The organism is Klebsiella terrigena (genome assembly GCF_006539725.1).
GTDB classification, from domain to species: domain Bacteria; phylum Pseudomonadota; class Gammaproteobacteria; order Enterobacterales; family Enterobacteriaceae; genus Klebsiella; species Klebsiella terrigena.
The window spans coordinates 1-17347 of record NZ_BJNO01000010.1; the positions used below are offsets into that span (position 1 = coordinate 1).

Annotated in this window: 10 protein-coding genes and 1 pseudogene; all 11 read left to right on the forward strand. The window is 59.6% G+C overall.

Features of this window, described 5'->3' with window-relative positions; all coding sequences use genetic code 11:
* Window positions 1-798 precede the first annotated feature (798 nt).
* Window positions 799-2406, forward strand: a complete 1608-nt coding sequence (gene dppA, locus RTE01_RS12835) for a dipeptide ABC transporter periplasmic-binding protein DppA (RefSeq protein WP_041143141.1) — start codon at window positions 799-801, stop codon at window positions 2404-2406.
* A 106-nt stretch (window positions 2407-2512) separates the two neighbouring features.
* A complete protein-coding gene (gene dppB, locus RTE01_RS12840; RefSeq protein ID WP_041143140.1) occupies window positions 2513-3532 on the forward strand; it encodes a dipeptide ABC transporter permease DppB in 1020 nt (339 codons plus the stop codon).
* A gap of 9 nt (window positions 3533-3541) precedes the next feature.
* Window positions 3542-4444 (forward strand): dipeptide ABC transporter permease DppC, encoded by a 903-nt coding sequence (gene dppC, locus RTE01_RS12845; RefSeq protein ID WP_041143139.1) that lies wholly within the window; start codon window positions 3542-3544, stop codon window positions 4442-4444.
* A gap of 10 nt (window positions 4445-4454) precedes the next feature.
* Window positions 4455-5438 (forward strand): dipeptide ABC transporter ATP-binding protein, encoded by a 984-nt coding sequence (gene dppD / locus RTE01_RS12850; protein WP_041143138.1) that lies wholly within the window; start codon window positions 4455-4457, stop codon window positions 5436-5438.
* Window positions 5435-6448 (forward strand): dipeptide ABC transporter ATP-binding subunit DppF, encoded by a 1014-nt coding sequence (gene dppF / locus RTE01_RS12855; RefSeq protein WP_041143137.1) that lies wholly within the window; start codon window positions 5435-5437, stop codon window positions 6446-6448. The genes dppD and dppF overlap by 4 nt, the downstream gene beginning before the upstream one ends.
* 485 nt (window positions 6449-6933) lie before the next feature.
* Complete coding sequence (locus RTE01_RS12860) at window positions 6934-7506, forward strand: cellulose biosynthesis protein BcsO (RefSeq protein WP_115191693.1); 573 nt, start codon at window positions 6934-6936, stop codon at window positions 7504-7506.
* A 1-nt stretch (window position 7507) separates the two neighbouring features.
* A pseudogene (locus RTE01_RS12865) lies at window positions 7508-8300 on the forward strand (cellulose synthase operon protein YhjQ/BcsQ).
* 19 nt (window positions 8301-8319) lie between these two features.
* A complete protein-coding gene (gene bcsA, locus RTE01_RS12870; protein WP_052474432.1) occupies window positions 8320-10431 on the forward strand; it encodes a UDP-forming cellulose synthase catalytic subunit in 2112 nt (703 codons plus the stop codon).
* The gene (bcsB, locus tag RTE01_RS12875) at window positions 10428-12818 is read left to right on the forward strand and encodes a cellulose biosynthesis cyclic di-GMP-binding regulatory protein BcsB (protein WP_134528098.1); all 2391 of its coding nucleotides are present in this window, start codon (window positions 10428-10430) and stop codon (window positions 12816-12818) included. The genes bcsA and bcsB overlap by 4 nt, the downstream gene beginning before the upstream one ends.
* Window positions 12815-16867, forward strand: coding sequence for a cellulose biosynthesis protein BcsC (locus RTE01_RS12880; protein WP_141335071.1), 4053 nt, complete (start codon window positions 12815-12817; stop codon window positions 16865-16867). Before bcsB ends, RTE01_RS12880 begins: the two co-directional genes overlap by 4 nt.
* On the forward strand, window positions 16867-17343 hold the full coding sequence (bcsD, locus tag RTE01_RS12885) for a cellulose biosynthesis protein BcsD (RefSeq protein ID WP_167692380.1): 477 nt from the start codon (window positions 16867-16869) through the stop codon (window positions 17341-17343). The genes RTE01_RS12880 and bcsD overlap by 1 nt, the downstream gene beginning before the upstream one ends.
* Window positions 17344-17347: the final 4 nt, after the last annotated feature.

Below are 17347 nucleotides of genomic sequence, written 5' to 3' on the forward strand. Positions count from 1 at the left end.
GTGAGGGGGAGATGAATGTATGAGGCGATGAGTGCTTAACTGAATGGCATGATACGCGTTGAACGGGCTTTTTTACGTTTGTGGCCGGTGCGGGTGTTTGTCAGTCAGGAGGCGTTCCGTTCACCGGACGTCTGGCCGAGAGCCAGAGCCCCGCTGCACGCCTTTTTTTCACAGAACGCTCTGCATGGCGGAGTCAGGAAGGGTTGGTACTATGCGCGTTGAGCGGGGGCGCTATTCCAGCCGACTCGTTAAAAAGGCGCTGATCCCCGTTTCTATCCGCCTGTTTATCGTTTTGTGACATCTTCCATTGTATTTTTTTATATATGAACCGATCTTTTTTCGCGAAGCTTATGGATAATGGCAGCATTTTCCGCTGTGCGTTTTAACGTTCGCGCTATTAATCGCTCACATATTGGTCACATAGTAATAAATTTTGACCATTTGCCAGAATTGCTTATCACTACATGTTGAAAGGTATTAAGGCGTTTATGCTGGCTCATTGCCGGTAGCATAAATTTCTCTGCTGAAAATAGGCTCATGGAGTTTTTTTAATCTTTGCCTGCGGTTTCTCACCCCGGATGTAAAACCAGGTTGGCTGTATTGACGTTTTCCCATTCTGTTGACAGATTGTAGGGCATGAGGGGCATTTCATGGAGAATCCGCACTGCAACTCAGTCGTTTTTGTGAAAGGAATCCCCATCTCTCTCAGCGCCCTCGGGCACAACCGACCAGACCGGGTAAAAAATAAATAAAGGTCTGGCGGAAATATGCAAACAACATCACATCTGGAGCAGAATAATGAGTATTTCCTTGAAAAAGTCAGGGATGCTGAAGCTTGGCCTGAGCCTGGTCGCTCTGACCGTTGCCGCAAGCGTACAAGCTAAGACCCTGGTTTACTGTTCTGAAGGTTCGCCGGAAGGCTTTAACCCACAGCTATTCACCTCTGGTACCACCTATGACGCCAGCTCGGTGCCAATCTATAACCGCCTGGTAGAATTCAAAACCGGGACCACCGAAGTTATTCCTGGCCTGGCTGAAAAATGGGAAGTGAGCGAGGACGGTAAAACCTATACCTTCCACCTGCGTAAAGGCGTGAAGTGGCAGGACAATAAAGACTTTAAACCAACCCGCGATCTTAATGCCGATGACGTCGTGTTCTCATTCGATCGTCAGAAAAACGCGCAAAACCCGTACCATAAAGTCTCTGGCGGCAGCTATGAATACTTCGAAGGTATGGGCCTGCCGGACCTGATTAGCGAAGTGAAGAAAGTGGACGACAATACCGTCCAGTTCGTGCTGACTCGTCCTGAATCTCCGTTCCTCGCCGACCTGGCGATGGACTTCGCCTCTATTCTGTCAAAAGAGTATGCTGACAACATGCTGAAAGCCGGCTCGCCGGAGAAAGTGGACCTCAACCCGATTGGTACCGGTCCGTTCCAGCTGCTGCAGTACCAGAAAGATTCGCGCATCCTCTACAAAGCCTTCCCGGGCTACTGGGGCACCAAGCCGAAGATCGACCGCCTGGTCTTCTCTATCACGCCTGATGCCTCCGTGCGCTACGCCAAGCTGCAGAAAAATGAGTGCCAGATCATGCCGTATCCGAACCCGGCTGACATCGCGCGCATGAAAGAAGATAAAAATCTTACCCTGCTGGAGCAGCCGGGTCTGAACGTCGGCTACCTCTCGTTCAACACCGAGAAGAAGCCGCTGGATAATGTCAAAGTCCGTCAGGCTCTGACCTATGCGGTCAACAAAGAAGCGATCATCAAAGCCGTTTACCAGGGCGCAGGCCAGGCGGCGAAGAACCTGATTCCGCCGACCATGTGGGGCTATAACGACGACGTTAAAGACTACAGCTACGATCCGGAAAAAGCGAAAGCGCTGCTGAAAGAAGCCGGCATGGAAAAAGGCTTCACCATCGACCTGTGGGCAATGCCGGTACAGCGTCCGTACAACCCGAACGCGCGCCGTATGGCTGAGATGATTCAGGCCGACTGGGCCAAAGTTGGCGTCCAGGCCAAGATCGTGACCTACGAGTGGGGCGAATACCTCAAGCGCGCGAAAGCGGGCGAGCATCAGACCGTGATGATGGGCTGGACCGGTGATAATGGGGATCCGGATAACTTCTTCGCGACGCTGTTCAGCTGCGCGGCGGCGAAAGACGGCTCCAACTACTCCCGCTGGTGCTACAAGCCGTTTGAAGATCTGATTCAGCCGGCTCGCGCAACCGACGACCATAACAAGCGTATTGAACTCTACAAACAGGCCCAGGTAGTGATGCACGATCAGGCTCCGGCGCTGATTATCGCTCACTCCACCGTATTTGAGCCGGTGCGTAAAGAAGTCAAAGGCTACGTGGTCGATCCGTTAGGCAAACACCACTTCGAAAACGTCTCAATCGAATAATAAACAGTGTGGTCCCCCTCTCCCTTCCCGGGAGAGGGAATTGACAATTGTGAGCAATGCAGACGTCCTGTCACCAGGCAGAACGTCACTATAGAGAATCCGGGTTATGTTGCAGTTCATCCTCCGACGTTTGGGACTTGTCATCCCGACATTTATCGGTATTACCCTTCTCACCTTTGCCTTTGTGCATATGATCCCCGGTGACCCGGTGATGATTATGGCGGGCGAACGTGGTATTTCCCCTGAACGTCACGCTCAGCTGCTGGCCGAAATGGGCCTTGATAAGCCGATGTGGCAGCAGTATGTCCACTATATCTGGGGCGTGCTGCACGGCGATTTAGGCATCTCGCTGAAAAGCCGTATTCCGGTATGGGAAGAGTTTGTGCCGCGCTTTAAGGCCACGATGGAGCTGGGCGTCTGCGCGATGATTTTCGCCGTCGTCGTCGGTATTCCGGTTGGCGTACTGGCTGCGGTAAAACGCGGTTCTATCTTCGATCACACCTCCGTTGGCCTCGCGCTGACCGGCTACTCCATGCCTATCTTCTGGTGGGGCATGATGCTGATTATGCTGGTCTCGGTGCAGCTTAACCTGACGCCGGTCTCCGGGCGTATCAGCGATACCGTATTCCTTGACGATACCCTGCCGCTGACCGGCTTCATGCTGATCGACACCGCTATCTGGGGCGAACCGGGCGACTTTATCGATGCCGTGATGCATATGATCCTGCCCGCCGTGGTGCTGGGCACCATTCCGCTGGCGGTGATTGTGCGTATGACCCGCTCGTCGATGCTGGAAGTGCTGGGTGAGGACTATATCCGTACCGCGCGCGCCAAAGGCTTGACCCGGATGCGCGTCATTGTGGTCCACGCGCTGCGTAACGCGATGCTGCCGGTTGTCACGGTCATCGGTCTGCAGGTGGGCACGCTGCTGGCGGGCGCCATTCTGACCGAAACTATCTTCTCCTGGCCCGGCTTAGGGCGCTGGCTCATCGACGCGCTGCAGCGCCGCGATTATCCGGTAGTGCAGGGCGGCGTTCTGCTGGTAGCGACGATGATTATCCTCGTCAACCTGCTGGTCGATCTGCTGTACGGCGTGGTGAACCCGCGTATTCGGCATAGGAAGTAAGGGGCCATCATGTCACAAGTTACTGAAAATAAAGTTGTCGCCGCACCGGTGCCAATGACCCCGCTGCAGGAGTTCTGGCACTATTTCAAACGCAACAAGGGCGCGGTTGTCGGCCTGGTGTACGTGGCGATCATGATTATCATCGCCGTATTTGCCAACTTCCTGGCACCGTATAACCCGGCAGACCAGTTCCGCGACGTGCTGCTGGCGCCGCCGGCCTGGCAGGAAGGCGGGAGCTTCGCGCACCTGCTGGGTACCGACGACGTGGGCCGCGATATCCTGTCGCGCCTGATGTACGGCGCCCGCCTGTCGCTGCTGGTCGGCTGCCTGGTGGTCGTGCTGTCGCTGATCCTCGGCGTGGTGCTTGGCCTGGTAGCGGGCTATTTTGGCGGGGTGGCTGATTCCATCATCATGCGCATCGTCGATATCATGCTGGCGCTGCCAAGCCTGCTGCTGGCGCTGGTGCTGGTGGCTATCTTCGGCCCGTCGATTGTCAACGCCTCCCTGGCGCTCACCTTTGTCGCCCTGCCGCACTACGTGCGTCTGACCCGCGCGGCGGTGATGGTTGAGGTGAATCGCGACTACGTCACCGCTTCGCGCGTGGCGGGGGCGGGAGCGCTGCGTCAGATGTTCGTCAATATTCTGCCTAACTGCCTGGCGCCGCTGATTGTTCAGGCCTCGCTGGGCTTCTCTAACGCCATTCTCGACATGGCCGCTCTTGGCTTCCTTGGCATGGGTGCGCAGCCGCCGACACCGGAGTGGGGCACCATGCTCTCCGATGTGCTGCAGTTCGCGCAGAGCGCCTGGTGGGTCGTCACCTTCCCGGGTGTCGCGATCCTGCTGACGGTGCTGGCATTTAACCTGATGGGCGACGGTCTGCGTGACGCGCTCGATCCCAAACTGAAGCAGTAAGAGGTTCGAGATGGCGTTATTGAATGTTGATAAATTATCGGTGCACTTCGGCGACGAAGGGACGCCGTTCCGCGCCGTAGACCGCGTGAGCTACAGCGTAAATCAGGGCGAAGTGGTGGGCATTGTCGGTGAATCCGGCTCCGGTAAATCGGTGAGCTCGCTGGCGATTATGGGGCTGATCGATTACCCCGGCCGGGTGATGGCGGACAAGCTGGAGTTTAACGGCCGCGATCTGAAGCGTATCTCCGAGAAAGAGCGCCGCCAGCTGGTGGGCGCCGAAGTGGCGATGATCTTCCAGGACCCGATGACCAGCCTCAACCCGTGCTATACCGTGGGCTACCAGATTATGGAAGCCATCAAGGTGCACCAGGGCGGCAATAAAAAAACGCGCGTTCAGCGGGCGATTGACCTGCTGACGCTGGTGGGCATTCCCGATCCGGCATCGCGCCTCGACGTCTATCCGCACCAGCTCTCCGGCGGGATGAGCCAGCGCGTGATGATTGCGATGGCGATTGCCTGTCGGCCCAAGCTGCTGATTGCCGATGAGCCAACCACCGCGCTGGATGTCACCATCCAGGCGCAGATCATCGAGCTGCTGCTGGATCTGCAGCAGAAAGAGAATATGGCGCTGGTGCTGATTACTCACGATCTGGCGCTGGTGGCCGAAGCGGCGCACAAAATTATCGTGATGTACGCCGGTCAGGTTGTGGAAGCCGGCGACGCGAAGGATATCTTCCGCGCGCCGCGCCATCCGTATACCCAGGCGCTGCTGCGCGCGCTGCCGGAGTTTGCCCAGGATAAGGCGCGGCTGGCGTCGCTGCCGGGCGTGGTTCCGGGGAAATATGACCGCCCGAACGGCTGCCTGCTCAATCCGCGCTGCCCGTATGCCACGGACCGCTGCCGCAGCGAAGAGCCAGAACTGAACCTGGTGGACCACGGACGTCAGTCCAAATGCCACTTCCCACTCGATGATGCCGGGAGGCCAACCCTATGAGTACCGAACAGGCCACCGCGCAACAGCTTCTGTTGCAGGCCATCGATCTGAAAAAATACTACCCGGTGAAGAAGGGGATATTTTCCCCTGAAAGGCTGGTTAAGGCGCTGGACGGCGTCTCCTTTACCCTCGAACGCGGCAAAACGCTGGCGGTGGTAGGGGAGTCAGGCTGCGGGAAATCTACCCTCGGCCGCCTGCTGACGATGATTGAAATCCCGACCGGCGGCGAACTGTACTACCAGGGACAGGATCTGCTGAAGCACGATCCCCAGGCCCAGAGCCTGCGTCGGCAGAAAATCCAGATTGTGTTCCAGAACCCGTACGGTTCGCTGAACCCGCGTAAAAAGGTGGGGCAGATTCTGGAAGAGCCGCTGCAGATCAACACGTCGCTGAGCAAGGCGGAGCGTCGCGAAAAGGCGCTGGCGATGATGGCGAAAGTGGGGCTGAAAACCGAGCACTACGATCGCTATCCGCATATGTTCTCCGGCGGCCAGCGTCAGCGTATTGCCATCGCCCGTGGTTTGATGCTCGACCCGGACGTGGTGATTGCCGATGAGCCAGTCTCCGCGCTGGACGTGTCGGTGCGCGCGCAGGTGCTGAACCTGATGATGGACCTGCAGCAGGATCTGGGGCTCTCCTACGTGTTTATCTCCCACGATCTGTCGGTTGTTGAGCACATCGCCGATGAGGTGATGGTGATGTATCTCGGGCGCTGCGTAGAGAAAGGTTCGAAAGAGCAGATCTTCAGCAACCCGCAGCATCCGTACACCCAGGCGCTGCTGTCGGCCACCCCGCGTCTGAATCCGGACGATCGCCGGGAGCGCATTAAGCTGACCGGCGAGCTGCCAAGCCCGCTGAATCCGCCGCCGGGCTGCGCGTTTAACGCCCGCTGCCGCCGTCGCTTCGGCCCGTGCACCCAGCTGCAGCCGCAGCTGAAGGAGTACGGCGGTCAGCTGGTGGCCTGCTTTGCCGTTGACCAGGACGAAAACCAGGAAAAACGCCCGGTGTAATGACCCCGCTGCTGCCGAAGGACAAATGCTGTCGGCAGCAGCCTATTGCCCTGCTTCCCCTTTTTTGCGCCGAAAAAGGCGCCCTCTGTTCTTAGAAGAATCAGTCATTCGACTTATATATAGAGCGCCATAAAAAGTCTAAAATATATAATACGGCGTCAATTTAATGCTTATTGTGCTTATCACAGATTGAAGGTCGGAATAAAAAACTGGTTATTTTCATTGGTGAGGTGAATGTGAACTGCGCCTTAAGATACCTCCTAAAAAATGGAGCTATCATTTCAGATAAGAAGTGATAGGGTAACCGCATAACTATCAGTGCATTAAAGCCACTCGAACCCATATCCAGATAAAAGCCGTCGCATAGCCGATCGTCCTGATCAACTTAACTTTATGAAAAACAATAAAATACACTATGCTCTAGAAGTATAGGGTCCAAATAAAAACAGCTAAAATATAATGAATTTAAAATCATGGGGTTATCTATGAACCATTATGATGATTTGCAGCGCTTCAAGGAAAAGACTCGTACACAAAGTCTTCATTTCAAGGACCTTTCATCACAGTCAGCCGCCCGGGAGCAGGGAGATTGGGTCATTCTCAATCAGCTTGCGCCTGGGGAAAAAGAATCCTCGCTGGCAATGGGAGGATCGGTCTCGCTACCTCTGCCGCAGCAGGTCCCCGCGGATACGTTTCTGTGGGTTGAGGCTGCTCCAGCGCAGGCCGCTCCCGAGCCAACTCCGCCGATCCTGACGCCAGAGCCGACGCCCGCGGCTGCTGTCGTCGTGCCGGCTGCCGTTGCGCCGTCCCCGGTTGCCCAGGCCGCTGCCCCGGCGGAGGCGGTGCCGGCGATCCCCGCTGCCGCACCAATCCCCGCCCCTGCACCGGCTACAGCGCCCGCGCCTTCAATGAGCCCGCCGCCATCCGCTGCGCCTCGTCCGCTGCCGGCCGCGGAAGGCTATGCGCACTTATTTGCGACGAAAGTCGCTGAACCTGCGGCTAAAGATAAAGATCAGCCGCTTAAATCTCTATTAGAAAGGATTGCGACATGCCGCTGATTTGCGTGTGTTCTCCAAAAGGCGGCGTAGGAAAAACGACCCTCGCAGCAAATCTGGCCTACTCGCTGGCGCGCGCGGGTAGCAAAGTCCTGGCACTGGATTTTGACGTCCAGAATGCGCTGCGCCTGCATTTTGGCGTCCCGCTTAGCGATGAGCGCGGGTACGTGGCGAAGTCGCTCGAGCTGCACGACTGGAGCCAGTGCGTGCTCAGCGCGGGCAGCAATATCTTCGTGCTGCCCTATGGTGACGTCACCGAAAAGCAGCGTCAGGCGTTTGACGAACGGCTCGCCAGCGATCCGCATTTCCTGACGCGCGGGCTGTCGGCGCTGCTCAACTACCCGGGACTGATTATTATCGCCGATATGCCGCCGGGTCCCTCCGCGGCGCTGACGGCGTTAACGCCGCTGGCAGACCTGCATCTGGTGCCGCTGCTGGCGGACACCGCCTCGATGTCAACGCTATCCCATGTGGAAAAGCAGCGTTTAACCGGCGGTGAACTCAATCACAAGCTCGGACACTTTTTCGTGATAAACCAGAGCGATACTCGCCGCCAGGTGAGTCGCGACGTGGTTGCGTTAATGGAGGAGAAGCTGAGCGACCGCCTGCTGGGCATTATCCACCGTGATGAAAGCGTCGTAGAGGCAAATGCTTCCCAAAAGTCGATTCTCGACTTTAGTTCATCCTCTGCAGCCGCCTTTGATATTGAAATCATTGCAAAAAAAATCTCTGCGCTGTTGGGTATCAATATTGGCGACGGCACGGTGCACAGCCAGCCTCGCATGTCAGGGCTTTAACTTATTGCAGGGCTGCTGAATGAAAAAGTCACTTTTCTGGTTGCTGGTATTGCTGCTGTCGCCGGTTGCCGTACTGGTCGTTATCACGCCGATGGACAGCCAAAAGCAGTATCTTTTTGGTCTGCTGAGTATCGGTATTCTGTTCTTAATGGGGTTTAGTAAGAATCGCAGCATTTCCGTCATTATGGTCGTGACTTCGCTGCTGATGTCGACCCGTTATATGTATTTTCGCCTGACGCAAACCCTGCATTTTAACTCCGGAATCGAAACGATTCTGGGGATGGGGCTGTTTTTGGCGGAAGTCTATATCTGGGTGATGCTGCTGCTGAACTACCTGCAAACGATCTGGCCGCTGAAGCGCGAAATCGTCCCGCTACCGGACGATATGAGCACCTGGCCGACGGTCGATATTTATATCCCCAGCTATAACGAGCCGCTCGAGGTGGTTCGCGATACGGTGCTGGCCGCGCAGTGCATTGATTATCCAGCGGACAAGATGAAAATTTATCTGCTGGATGACGGTAAGCGCAGCGAGTTTGCGGTGTTTGCCGCCGACGTTGGGGTCGGGTATATCACCCGTAACGACAACAAGCATGCCAAAGCGGGCAACCTGAACCATGCGATGACCCTGACGCAAGGCGAGCTTATCTGCGTGTTCGACTGCGACCACGTCGCCACCCGCGTCTTCCTGCAGGCCACGGTGGGCGGCTTCCTCAAGGACCCGATGCTGGCGCTGGTGCAGACGCCGCACTACTTCTACTCGCCGGACCCGTTTGAACGCAACCTCTCCGTTGGGCGCAATATTCCCAATGAAGGGATGCTATTTTATGGCCCAATCCAGCAGGGCAACGACAACTGGAACGCGACTTTCTTCTGCGGCTCCTGCGCCGTTATTCGCCGTAAAGCGCTGGAGCAGATTGGCGGTTTTGCGGTAGAAACCGTCACCGAAGATGCGCACACCGCGCTGAAGTTTCAGCGCCTGGGCTGGAAATCGGCGTTCCTCGATATCCCGCTGGCGGCAGGTTTAGCCACCGAACGCTTAGTGGTGCACGTCATTCAGCGAACCCGCTGGGCGCGCGGTATGACGCAAATCTTCCGCCTCGATAACCCGCTCTTTGGCCGCGGGCTGACCATCCAGCAGCGCCTGTGCTATCTCAGCGCCATGCTCTACTACCAGTTTGCGCTGCCGCGCGTGGTTTTTGTTACCGCGCCGCTGGCCTATCTGCTGTTTAACCTGAATATTATCTACTCCTCGGCGAGCCTAATCGTCTCGTATGCCCTGCCGCACCTGTTCCTGGCCATCTACGTTGGCTCGAGAATGAACGGCCGCTACCGCTACAGCTTCTGGGGTGAAATTTACGACATCGTTCTGGCATTCCACCTGGTGCTGCCGACGCTGGTGACGATGATTTTCCCCAAACGCGGCAAATTCAACGTGACCGATAAGGGCGGCCTGCTGGACGTCGGCTATTTCGACTTTACCGTGGTCAGGCCGCATCTGGTGGTGGCCTGCCTGCTGGGCGCGGGCGTCGTGGTGGGTATCGTGCGCGCCATCGGCCATGACTACTTCGGCTCCGATCCCAACGTTATCGCGCTCAACGTCGGGTGGGGGATCTACAGCCTGATCTTCCTGCTGGCGGCGATTGCGGTGGCGCGGGAAACCCGCCAGGTGCGTAAAACGATCCGTATTGATGTCGATATCCCGGTGCTCATCCACTATGCCAGCGGCATTGTCTCGCGCAGCCATACCGCCGACCTGTCGATGGGCGGCTGTCGTATCGCCGTGCCTGACGATCGCCACCTGCAGGATAAAATCGAAGAGATTGAGCTGATTTTGCAATCAGGGGCTATCTCTATCCCGGCCGAGCAGGTCACCGCGGATGCGCGCTTTATACGCCTCAAATTTGATGAAAACATCCCGCTCTCCCTGCGCCGCGAGCTGGTGCGCGTGGTGCTGGCCCGCGCCGACGCGTGGATTAATCCGCCGCGTCCGCAGGATAAGCCGTTCCGCTCTTTCGCCACTATCCTGCGCTGCGTGTTTGAGCTCTTCTGGCTGACCTGGAAAACGCGGCGCGACCGCCGTCGGCAACCTTCTGCTGCGCAGGCCGCGCAGGAGGAGGGGCAGCTATGAAGCGATTAACGACCCTTGCGCTGCTGGCGGGGATGCTCTCGGCCCCCGCGCTGCATAGCGAAGAGGCCCCGGCCGATCCCTCGGCCCCGCTGAACTTCCCGCTGCCGGACGCGGCGACCGATAGCGCGCCTGATGAGGGCGCGGCGCCGACGTCGGCACAAGCCGAATCGACGCAGGAGCCGGCTTCCCTGCCGGCGCTGCCGCCGGTCAGCAGCCCCGCTCCGGAAGTGGTGCCGCTAACGCCGATCGTCGGCGGTAGCCTGAATCTGGCGCAAATGGGGATGCCGGACGGCATTATGCTCAGCGGCGGCCAGCTGCAGGGCGGCGCGAGCTTTACGCTGCCCTCCGATCAGGTGGTCACCCACGCTGAGCTGATGCTGGACGTCCGGGTTTCTCCGGAGATGGCCGCCCGCAACGCCACCCTGCAGCTGATGCTCAACGGCCAGCCGCTGGGTACGGTACCGCTGGGCACGGACGGCGCCGATATCTCGCACTTCCAGCTCGATATCCCGGCCGCGCTGATGGTTTCGAGCAATAATTTAAGCTTTAAGGTGAACGACGGCGACGCCATGCAGTGTCTGCTCAACGCGCGCGACACTTCCGGCATCACCGTTTTACCCGCCTCGCGCTTTAGCTGGGAAAGCCAGCCGCTGAATATCAGCAACGACCTGAGCTTCTTCCCGCGGCCGTTCTTCGACAGCATGCAGATGACCCCGGCGGATATCGCGGTCGCCTACCCGCAAAACGCGGGTGCGGATATCTTCAGCACGGCGGCGCTGCTGTCGTCATGGCTGGGCATTCAGGCGGACTATCGCGGGATTGCTTTCAACGCCCTGCGCGACCGTTTGCCGGAGCGAAACGGCATTATCATCGGCCACCCGGGCGACCAGGTGGGCGGTTTGACCCTGCCGCAAACCGACAAGCCGCTGCTGCAGGTTGTTGATAACCCCGGCAACCCGAGCTACAAGCTGCTGCTGATCGTCGGGCACAACGATGCGGCGCTGCGCGCGGCGGCCTGGCGGCTGACCCGCGGCAATATTGCGCCGCAGACCGCGAGCATGACGGTGGAGCCGCAGGCCATTCCGCTGGGTAAACCGTACGACGCCCCGCGCTGGATCCCAACCGATCGGCCGGTCAAAATCAGCGAGCTGCTGCGTAAAGATCAAAGCACCACGGTGAGCGGAGTGTGGCATGAGCCGCTGCGCGTCGCTTTCCGCGCGGCGCCGGATCTCTACCTGTGGGATGGCGAAACCATTCCTCTGCAGATTAGCTACCGCTTCCCGTCCGAAAGCTGGATCAACGAAGACAAGTCGCTGCTGAGCGTCACGCTGAACAACACCTTCCTGCACAACCTGCCGATGAACAAGCAGGGGCCGCTGGAGAAGCTGTGGCGTTACATGGGCGGCGATGCCCGCCAGGAGCGCTTTACCATCCCGCTGGCGCCTTACCTGATCTACGGGGATAACCAGCTCTCGCTCTACTTCAACGTGGTGCCGAAGGATAACGCCCCCTGCTCGGTGCTGCTGAATAACAACATCAAGAGCCGCATTACCGATGACTCATGGATTGATTTGAGCAACACGCGGCACTTCTCGCTGCTGCCGAACCTCTCCTATTTCGTCGGCGCCTCCTTCCCGTTCTCGCGGCTGGCGGACTATTCGCAAACCGTGCTGCTTCTGCCGGAGCAGCCGTCGGATACGCAGGTGGCGACCCTGTTAAACCTGGCCGCGCGTTCGGGTAACGCCACCGGCACGGCGCTGGCCAACAACCGGGTAGTGCTGGGAGTTCCTGAGGGCGGCGCGGGCCTGCAGTACCTGCGGGATCGCGACGTGCTGGCGGTCAGCGCCCTGGACCAGAAAACCTTTAACCAGCGCCTGCTGGCGGACTCTCCGTACAGTCCGGTGGATAACCAGCTCAGCGTCCGCGAGTCGGGAGGCTGGGCGAAGGTGCAGCGCTGGCTGACCGGCGACTGGACCTCCGCAAGCGTCGATGCCGACCGCTACTTCTCCTCCAGCAGCGCCTGGCGCGGCTTTATCAGCTACCGTTCGCCGTGGAATTCCCAGCGTACGGTGGTGGTGGCGATGGCCAGCAATGACGATCAGCTCGCGAGGCTGAAAAGCGACCTCGACTCGCCGCGGATCAACGCCGGCATTCGGGGCGATACGGCGGTGATCACCAACGATAACGGCGTACGCAGCTTCCAGGTCAGCACGCCGTTCCCAAGCGGGCAGATGCCCTGGTACATGATGGCTATCTGGTACGCTAACCAGCATTCCGGCCTGCTGGCGATCCTCGGGCTTCTCGCCACATCGATAATCGGCCTGGCGTTAACCGCCATGTTTAAACGGCATGCTCGCAAGCGTTTGAGTTCGGGGGATGGCCAATGAAACGAGCGATCAAAATGAATAGCAGGGCAACCCGCAGACTATCGACCTTCTGCCTGTCAGGCGCGCTGACGCTAGGCGCATTCGGCGATGCCCTTGCCGCGAGCAACGATGCCGCGCTGCAGGCGCTTTTTGCCCAGGCCAACTACTGGCATGAAAAATCCCACGACGAGCTGGCGATGGAGTCGCTGCAAAAGGTGCTGCTGGTGGATGCCAACAACACTCAGGCTCTGTACCTGATGGCGCTCTGGGCGCAGCAGGGCGGCGATCTTCAGGCGGCGGCGCAGTGGCGGGCGCGGCTGGCGAAAACCTCGCCGAACAGCGCCAGCCTGCAGGAGCTCGACAATGCCAAAAAAATGACCCAGGTGCCACAGGGGCAGCTGAGTCTCGCCAGGCAGCAGGCGCGCAGCGGCAACGTGCCCGCCGCCCTCGCCACCTGGCGCAGCATGTTTAACGGCAACGTTCCGCCGTCGGGACTGGCGGCCGAATACTACATGACGATGGCCAGCGATAAAGCGCTCTATTCGCAGGCGATCGGCGAACTGCGCCAGTACGTGGCGCAGCATCCGCAGGAGAACGCGCCGCGCGTGGCGCTGGGTAAAGCGCTGACCTGGCGTGAGGACACCCGTCGGGAAGGGATTGCGATGCTGGAGCCGATGGCCAGCGGCAGCAAAGATGCCGACAGCGGGCTGCGCCAGGCGCTGCTGTGGCTGGGGCCGCAGTCCGGAGATCAGCAGTTTTACGACACCTGGATGCAGCGCCACCCGCAGGATACCGAGGTGCAGAACTACTATCGCCAGCGGCTCAGCGGCCAGGCGCGCGGGGAGGGGTATGCCAACCTCAACAGCGGCAATACCACCGCCGCGAAGCAGCAGTTTGAACAGGTGCTGCAAACCAACCCGCAGGATGCGGATGCGCTGGCCGGCATGGGCTATATCGCGCAGCGTAACGGCGATTTCCAGGCGGCATCGCAGTATTTGACCCGGGCGGCGGATCTCGGCGGCGATGATTCCGCCGCGCGGCGCCAGCAGGCTGCCGATGCGCTGTTCTACGGCCAGCTGGCCCAGGCGCAGCAGGCCTATAAGCAGGGCAATATCAGCCAGGCGCTGGCGCTTTCCGCCCCGCTGGCCCAGCAGAGCGGGACGCAAGGCACCTCGGCAAAACTGTTCCGCGCCGACGTTCTGCGACATAACAAAGACCTGCCGCAGGCCGAGCAGACGCTGCGTTCGCTGCTCAACGAGCAGCCGCAAAACGGCCCGGCGCGGGAGAGCCTCTATTACGTTCTGCGTGAGCAGAATAAAACGGCGGAGGCGCAGGCGATGCTGCGCACCCTGCCGGAGAGCCTGCAGCAAAAACTGCAGCCGCGCGTGGTGACCGGTATGCCGGGAGATTCGCTGCGCCGGCAGGCGCAGGAGCAGGCCAGCAGCGGTAACGTGAGCGGCGCTATCGCGCTGCTGCGTCAGGGCGTATCCCGCTACCCGGATGACGCCTGGATGCGGCTTGATTTAGCCCGGCTGCTGCAAAAATCGGGCAACGAGAGCGAGGCCGCCTCGACGATGGCGGCGGCCTGGCGTCCCGGCGCCAGCAGCACCTCGCTGTACGCCGCGGCGCTTTATGCCAGCGAAAACGGCGGCTGGCAGCAGGCGCAAACGCTGCTGGGGCGTATTCCCGCCGCCAGCCAGACCAGCCAGATGCGCGATCTCCATCAGCGGGTGAACTACAACCTGCAGCTGGTGACGGCGCAAAACTACCTGGCGCAGGGCAATACGGTTGCCGCCTCCAACACCCTGCGGGCGATGGCCGCTACGCCGCCGAAATCGCCGGCGGACGTCGGCAAGCTGGCGCGGCTGCTGGCGCAGAGCGGCGATGTCACGACCGCCGTCTCGCTGGTACGCAACAATATTAGCGGCGGGATCTCGGGCAACGCCGGCGATTATGCCGATCAGGTGACGGTGCTGAATCAGGCGGGTCTGACCCGCGAAGCGCAGAACCTGCTGACCAACCCGCAGCTGCAGGCCAGCAGTACGCCGACGCAGCTGGCGAGCATTCGCAATGGCTATGTGATTAACGAAGCGGATCATCTGCGCGAGCAGGGGAACTACGCCGCGGCGTACGACAAGCTGATGGGCGCGATGCAAAGCGACCCGCAAAATACCGACCTGATGTTCGCGATGGCGCGCCTCTACCAGAGCGGCAAAATGAACAAAGAAGCCGGGGTGGTTTACGACTATCTGATGACCCGCGATACGCCGGATCAGGCGGCGCGCAGCGGGGCGATTGACGTTGCGCTCTCGTCCGGCGACAGCCGCCGTGCGGAGCAGCTCGCCGGCGGCCTGCGCCAGGATAATTCGCCGGACCGCCTGCTGCTGCTGGCGCGGGTCGAAGAGGCGCAGGGTAACCATCAGCAGGCGATGACCTATCTGCGCAGCGCGCGCGGCAAGCTGCTGGGCTTACAGAGCAGCAACAGCGCGCAAACGCCGACCGTTGGCGGCGTGCTGGCGGCGGATAACCCCTTTGTGGGCGTCTCCCGCACGCCGACGGCGACGCGGACGGCCTCCACCTACGGGCAGTATATGCCGTGGCAGGTCTCGCAGGTATCGGCCGGTGCCGGGACCTCGCTGCCGGGGATCCAGCGTCCCGACCTGCCGGTAGAAACCGCGCAGACCCGGATGCTGCGTCAGGTGGATACCATGATGGAGTCGCTGCAGGAAAAAACCGGCAGCTGGCTGCAGGGCGGCATGGAGGTGCGCGGGCGCGATGGCGAATCCGGTACCAGCAAGCTGACGGAAATGAAAACGCCGCTGACCTGGTCCTCGTCGCCGTTTGGCGATTCGCGCTTTGATTTCACGGTCACGCCGATCACGCTGAATGCCGGGACCGCGACAGGCGATGCGTGGCGGCGCTACGGCGCGAACCCGCTCTCTAACGCGGTCTCCAATATGATTAGTACCGTGACCAGCGAGCAGGCGGCGATTGCGGCGATGACGGCTACCGAGCGGACGACGTATTTTGCCAGCAACCCTGGGGCAGAAGCGCTGAGCACGCTGGGGACGCTGAACGCCTCAGATTTTAACGCCACGACCAGCAGCGGCATGGAGAACCTGGCGAAGCTGGGAGCCTATGATTCCGGTCAGGTTGCCAGCTATCTGGCCTCCTCCAGCCTGAAACCGAACGTCGACCAGGCCAGCGGCTCAACGGACGCGCAGAAGGCCAACGGCGTTGAGCTGGCGCTGGCGCTAAGCGGGGATAATTACCGCGTGGATATCGGCAGCACCCCGCTGGGCCAGGATCTGAACACCGTCGTCGGGGGCGTGAAGTGGTCGCCGAAGCTGACCAACTATCTGTCGCTGATCCTCACCGGCGAGCGCCGCTCGCTGACCGACAGCCTGCTCTCCTACGTCGGCCTTAAAGACTCCTACTCGGGGAAAAACTGGGGCCAGGTGACCAAAAACGGCGGTACCCTGCAGCTGAGCTACGATGACGGCGACGCCGGTTTTTACGTCGGCGGCGGGGGCTATAGCTATATTGGCGACAACGTTGCCAGCAACACCAGCGTTAACGCCAACGCCGGGGTCTATCTGCGGCCTTACCACGACGAGTATCGTCAGCTGCAGACCGGCCTGAGCATGAGCTATATGGACTACTCGAAAAACCTGAGCTACTTCACCTACGGCCAGGGGGGCTATTTCAGCCCGCAAAACTACGTGAGCGTCTCGCTGCCGGTCAACCTGACGGAGAAATACGATAACTGGACGATGAAGCTGGGCGGTTCGGTGGGCTACCAGTCCTATAGCCAGGATAAGAGCGCCTACTTCCCGACCAACTCCGAGTGGCAGCAGACGCTGGAAACCGCGGTAACGAACGGGTACGCCAAGGAAGCTTACTACTCGGCAACCTCGAAGAGCGGCATTGGCTACACCCTGCGAGCCGGTGCGGATTACAAGGTAAACAAACAGATGACCCTTGGCGGCCAGGTAGGCTATGACACCTTCGGCGATTATAACGAAAGCACCGCCGGTCTTTATATCCGCTATATGTTAGGAGATAACTGATCATGACGGAAAATAATAACGCCGAGGCGCTGGCCTGGTTTCAGCAGCAGCAGACTCCTGCCGGATGGTTCGATCTCTTGATCGTGATGGTGGATGGCATGCTCAGCAACGCGGGTGAGCTGGAGAGTCAGCCCTTTCTGCGCCAGATGGGTGAGGAGCTGGCGGACAACTATCCTCTGCCGGAATCGGAGACGGTCGGCCAGCTGGAGGCCAATATCAACCAGCTGCTGAGCCGCTTCAAGTGGGGCGTGGTCAGCGTTGACGTCGGCGACGACGGGCTGCGGCTCCGCCATCGGGCGATCCCGGTCAGCCGCGACGAAGCGCGTCGCGTGCGCTGGTGTAATGCATTCTGTGCCATACTCGAAGGGCTTTATTCCCGCTGGCTGAGGGGGCAGGGCGGCGGCGCGCACGTTGTGTTGCAGCGTGAGCGGCTGTTTTCTGTGTCTGACGTTCAGTTTCTCTACTTTCATCCATAACGAG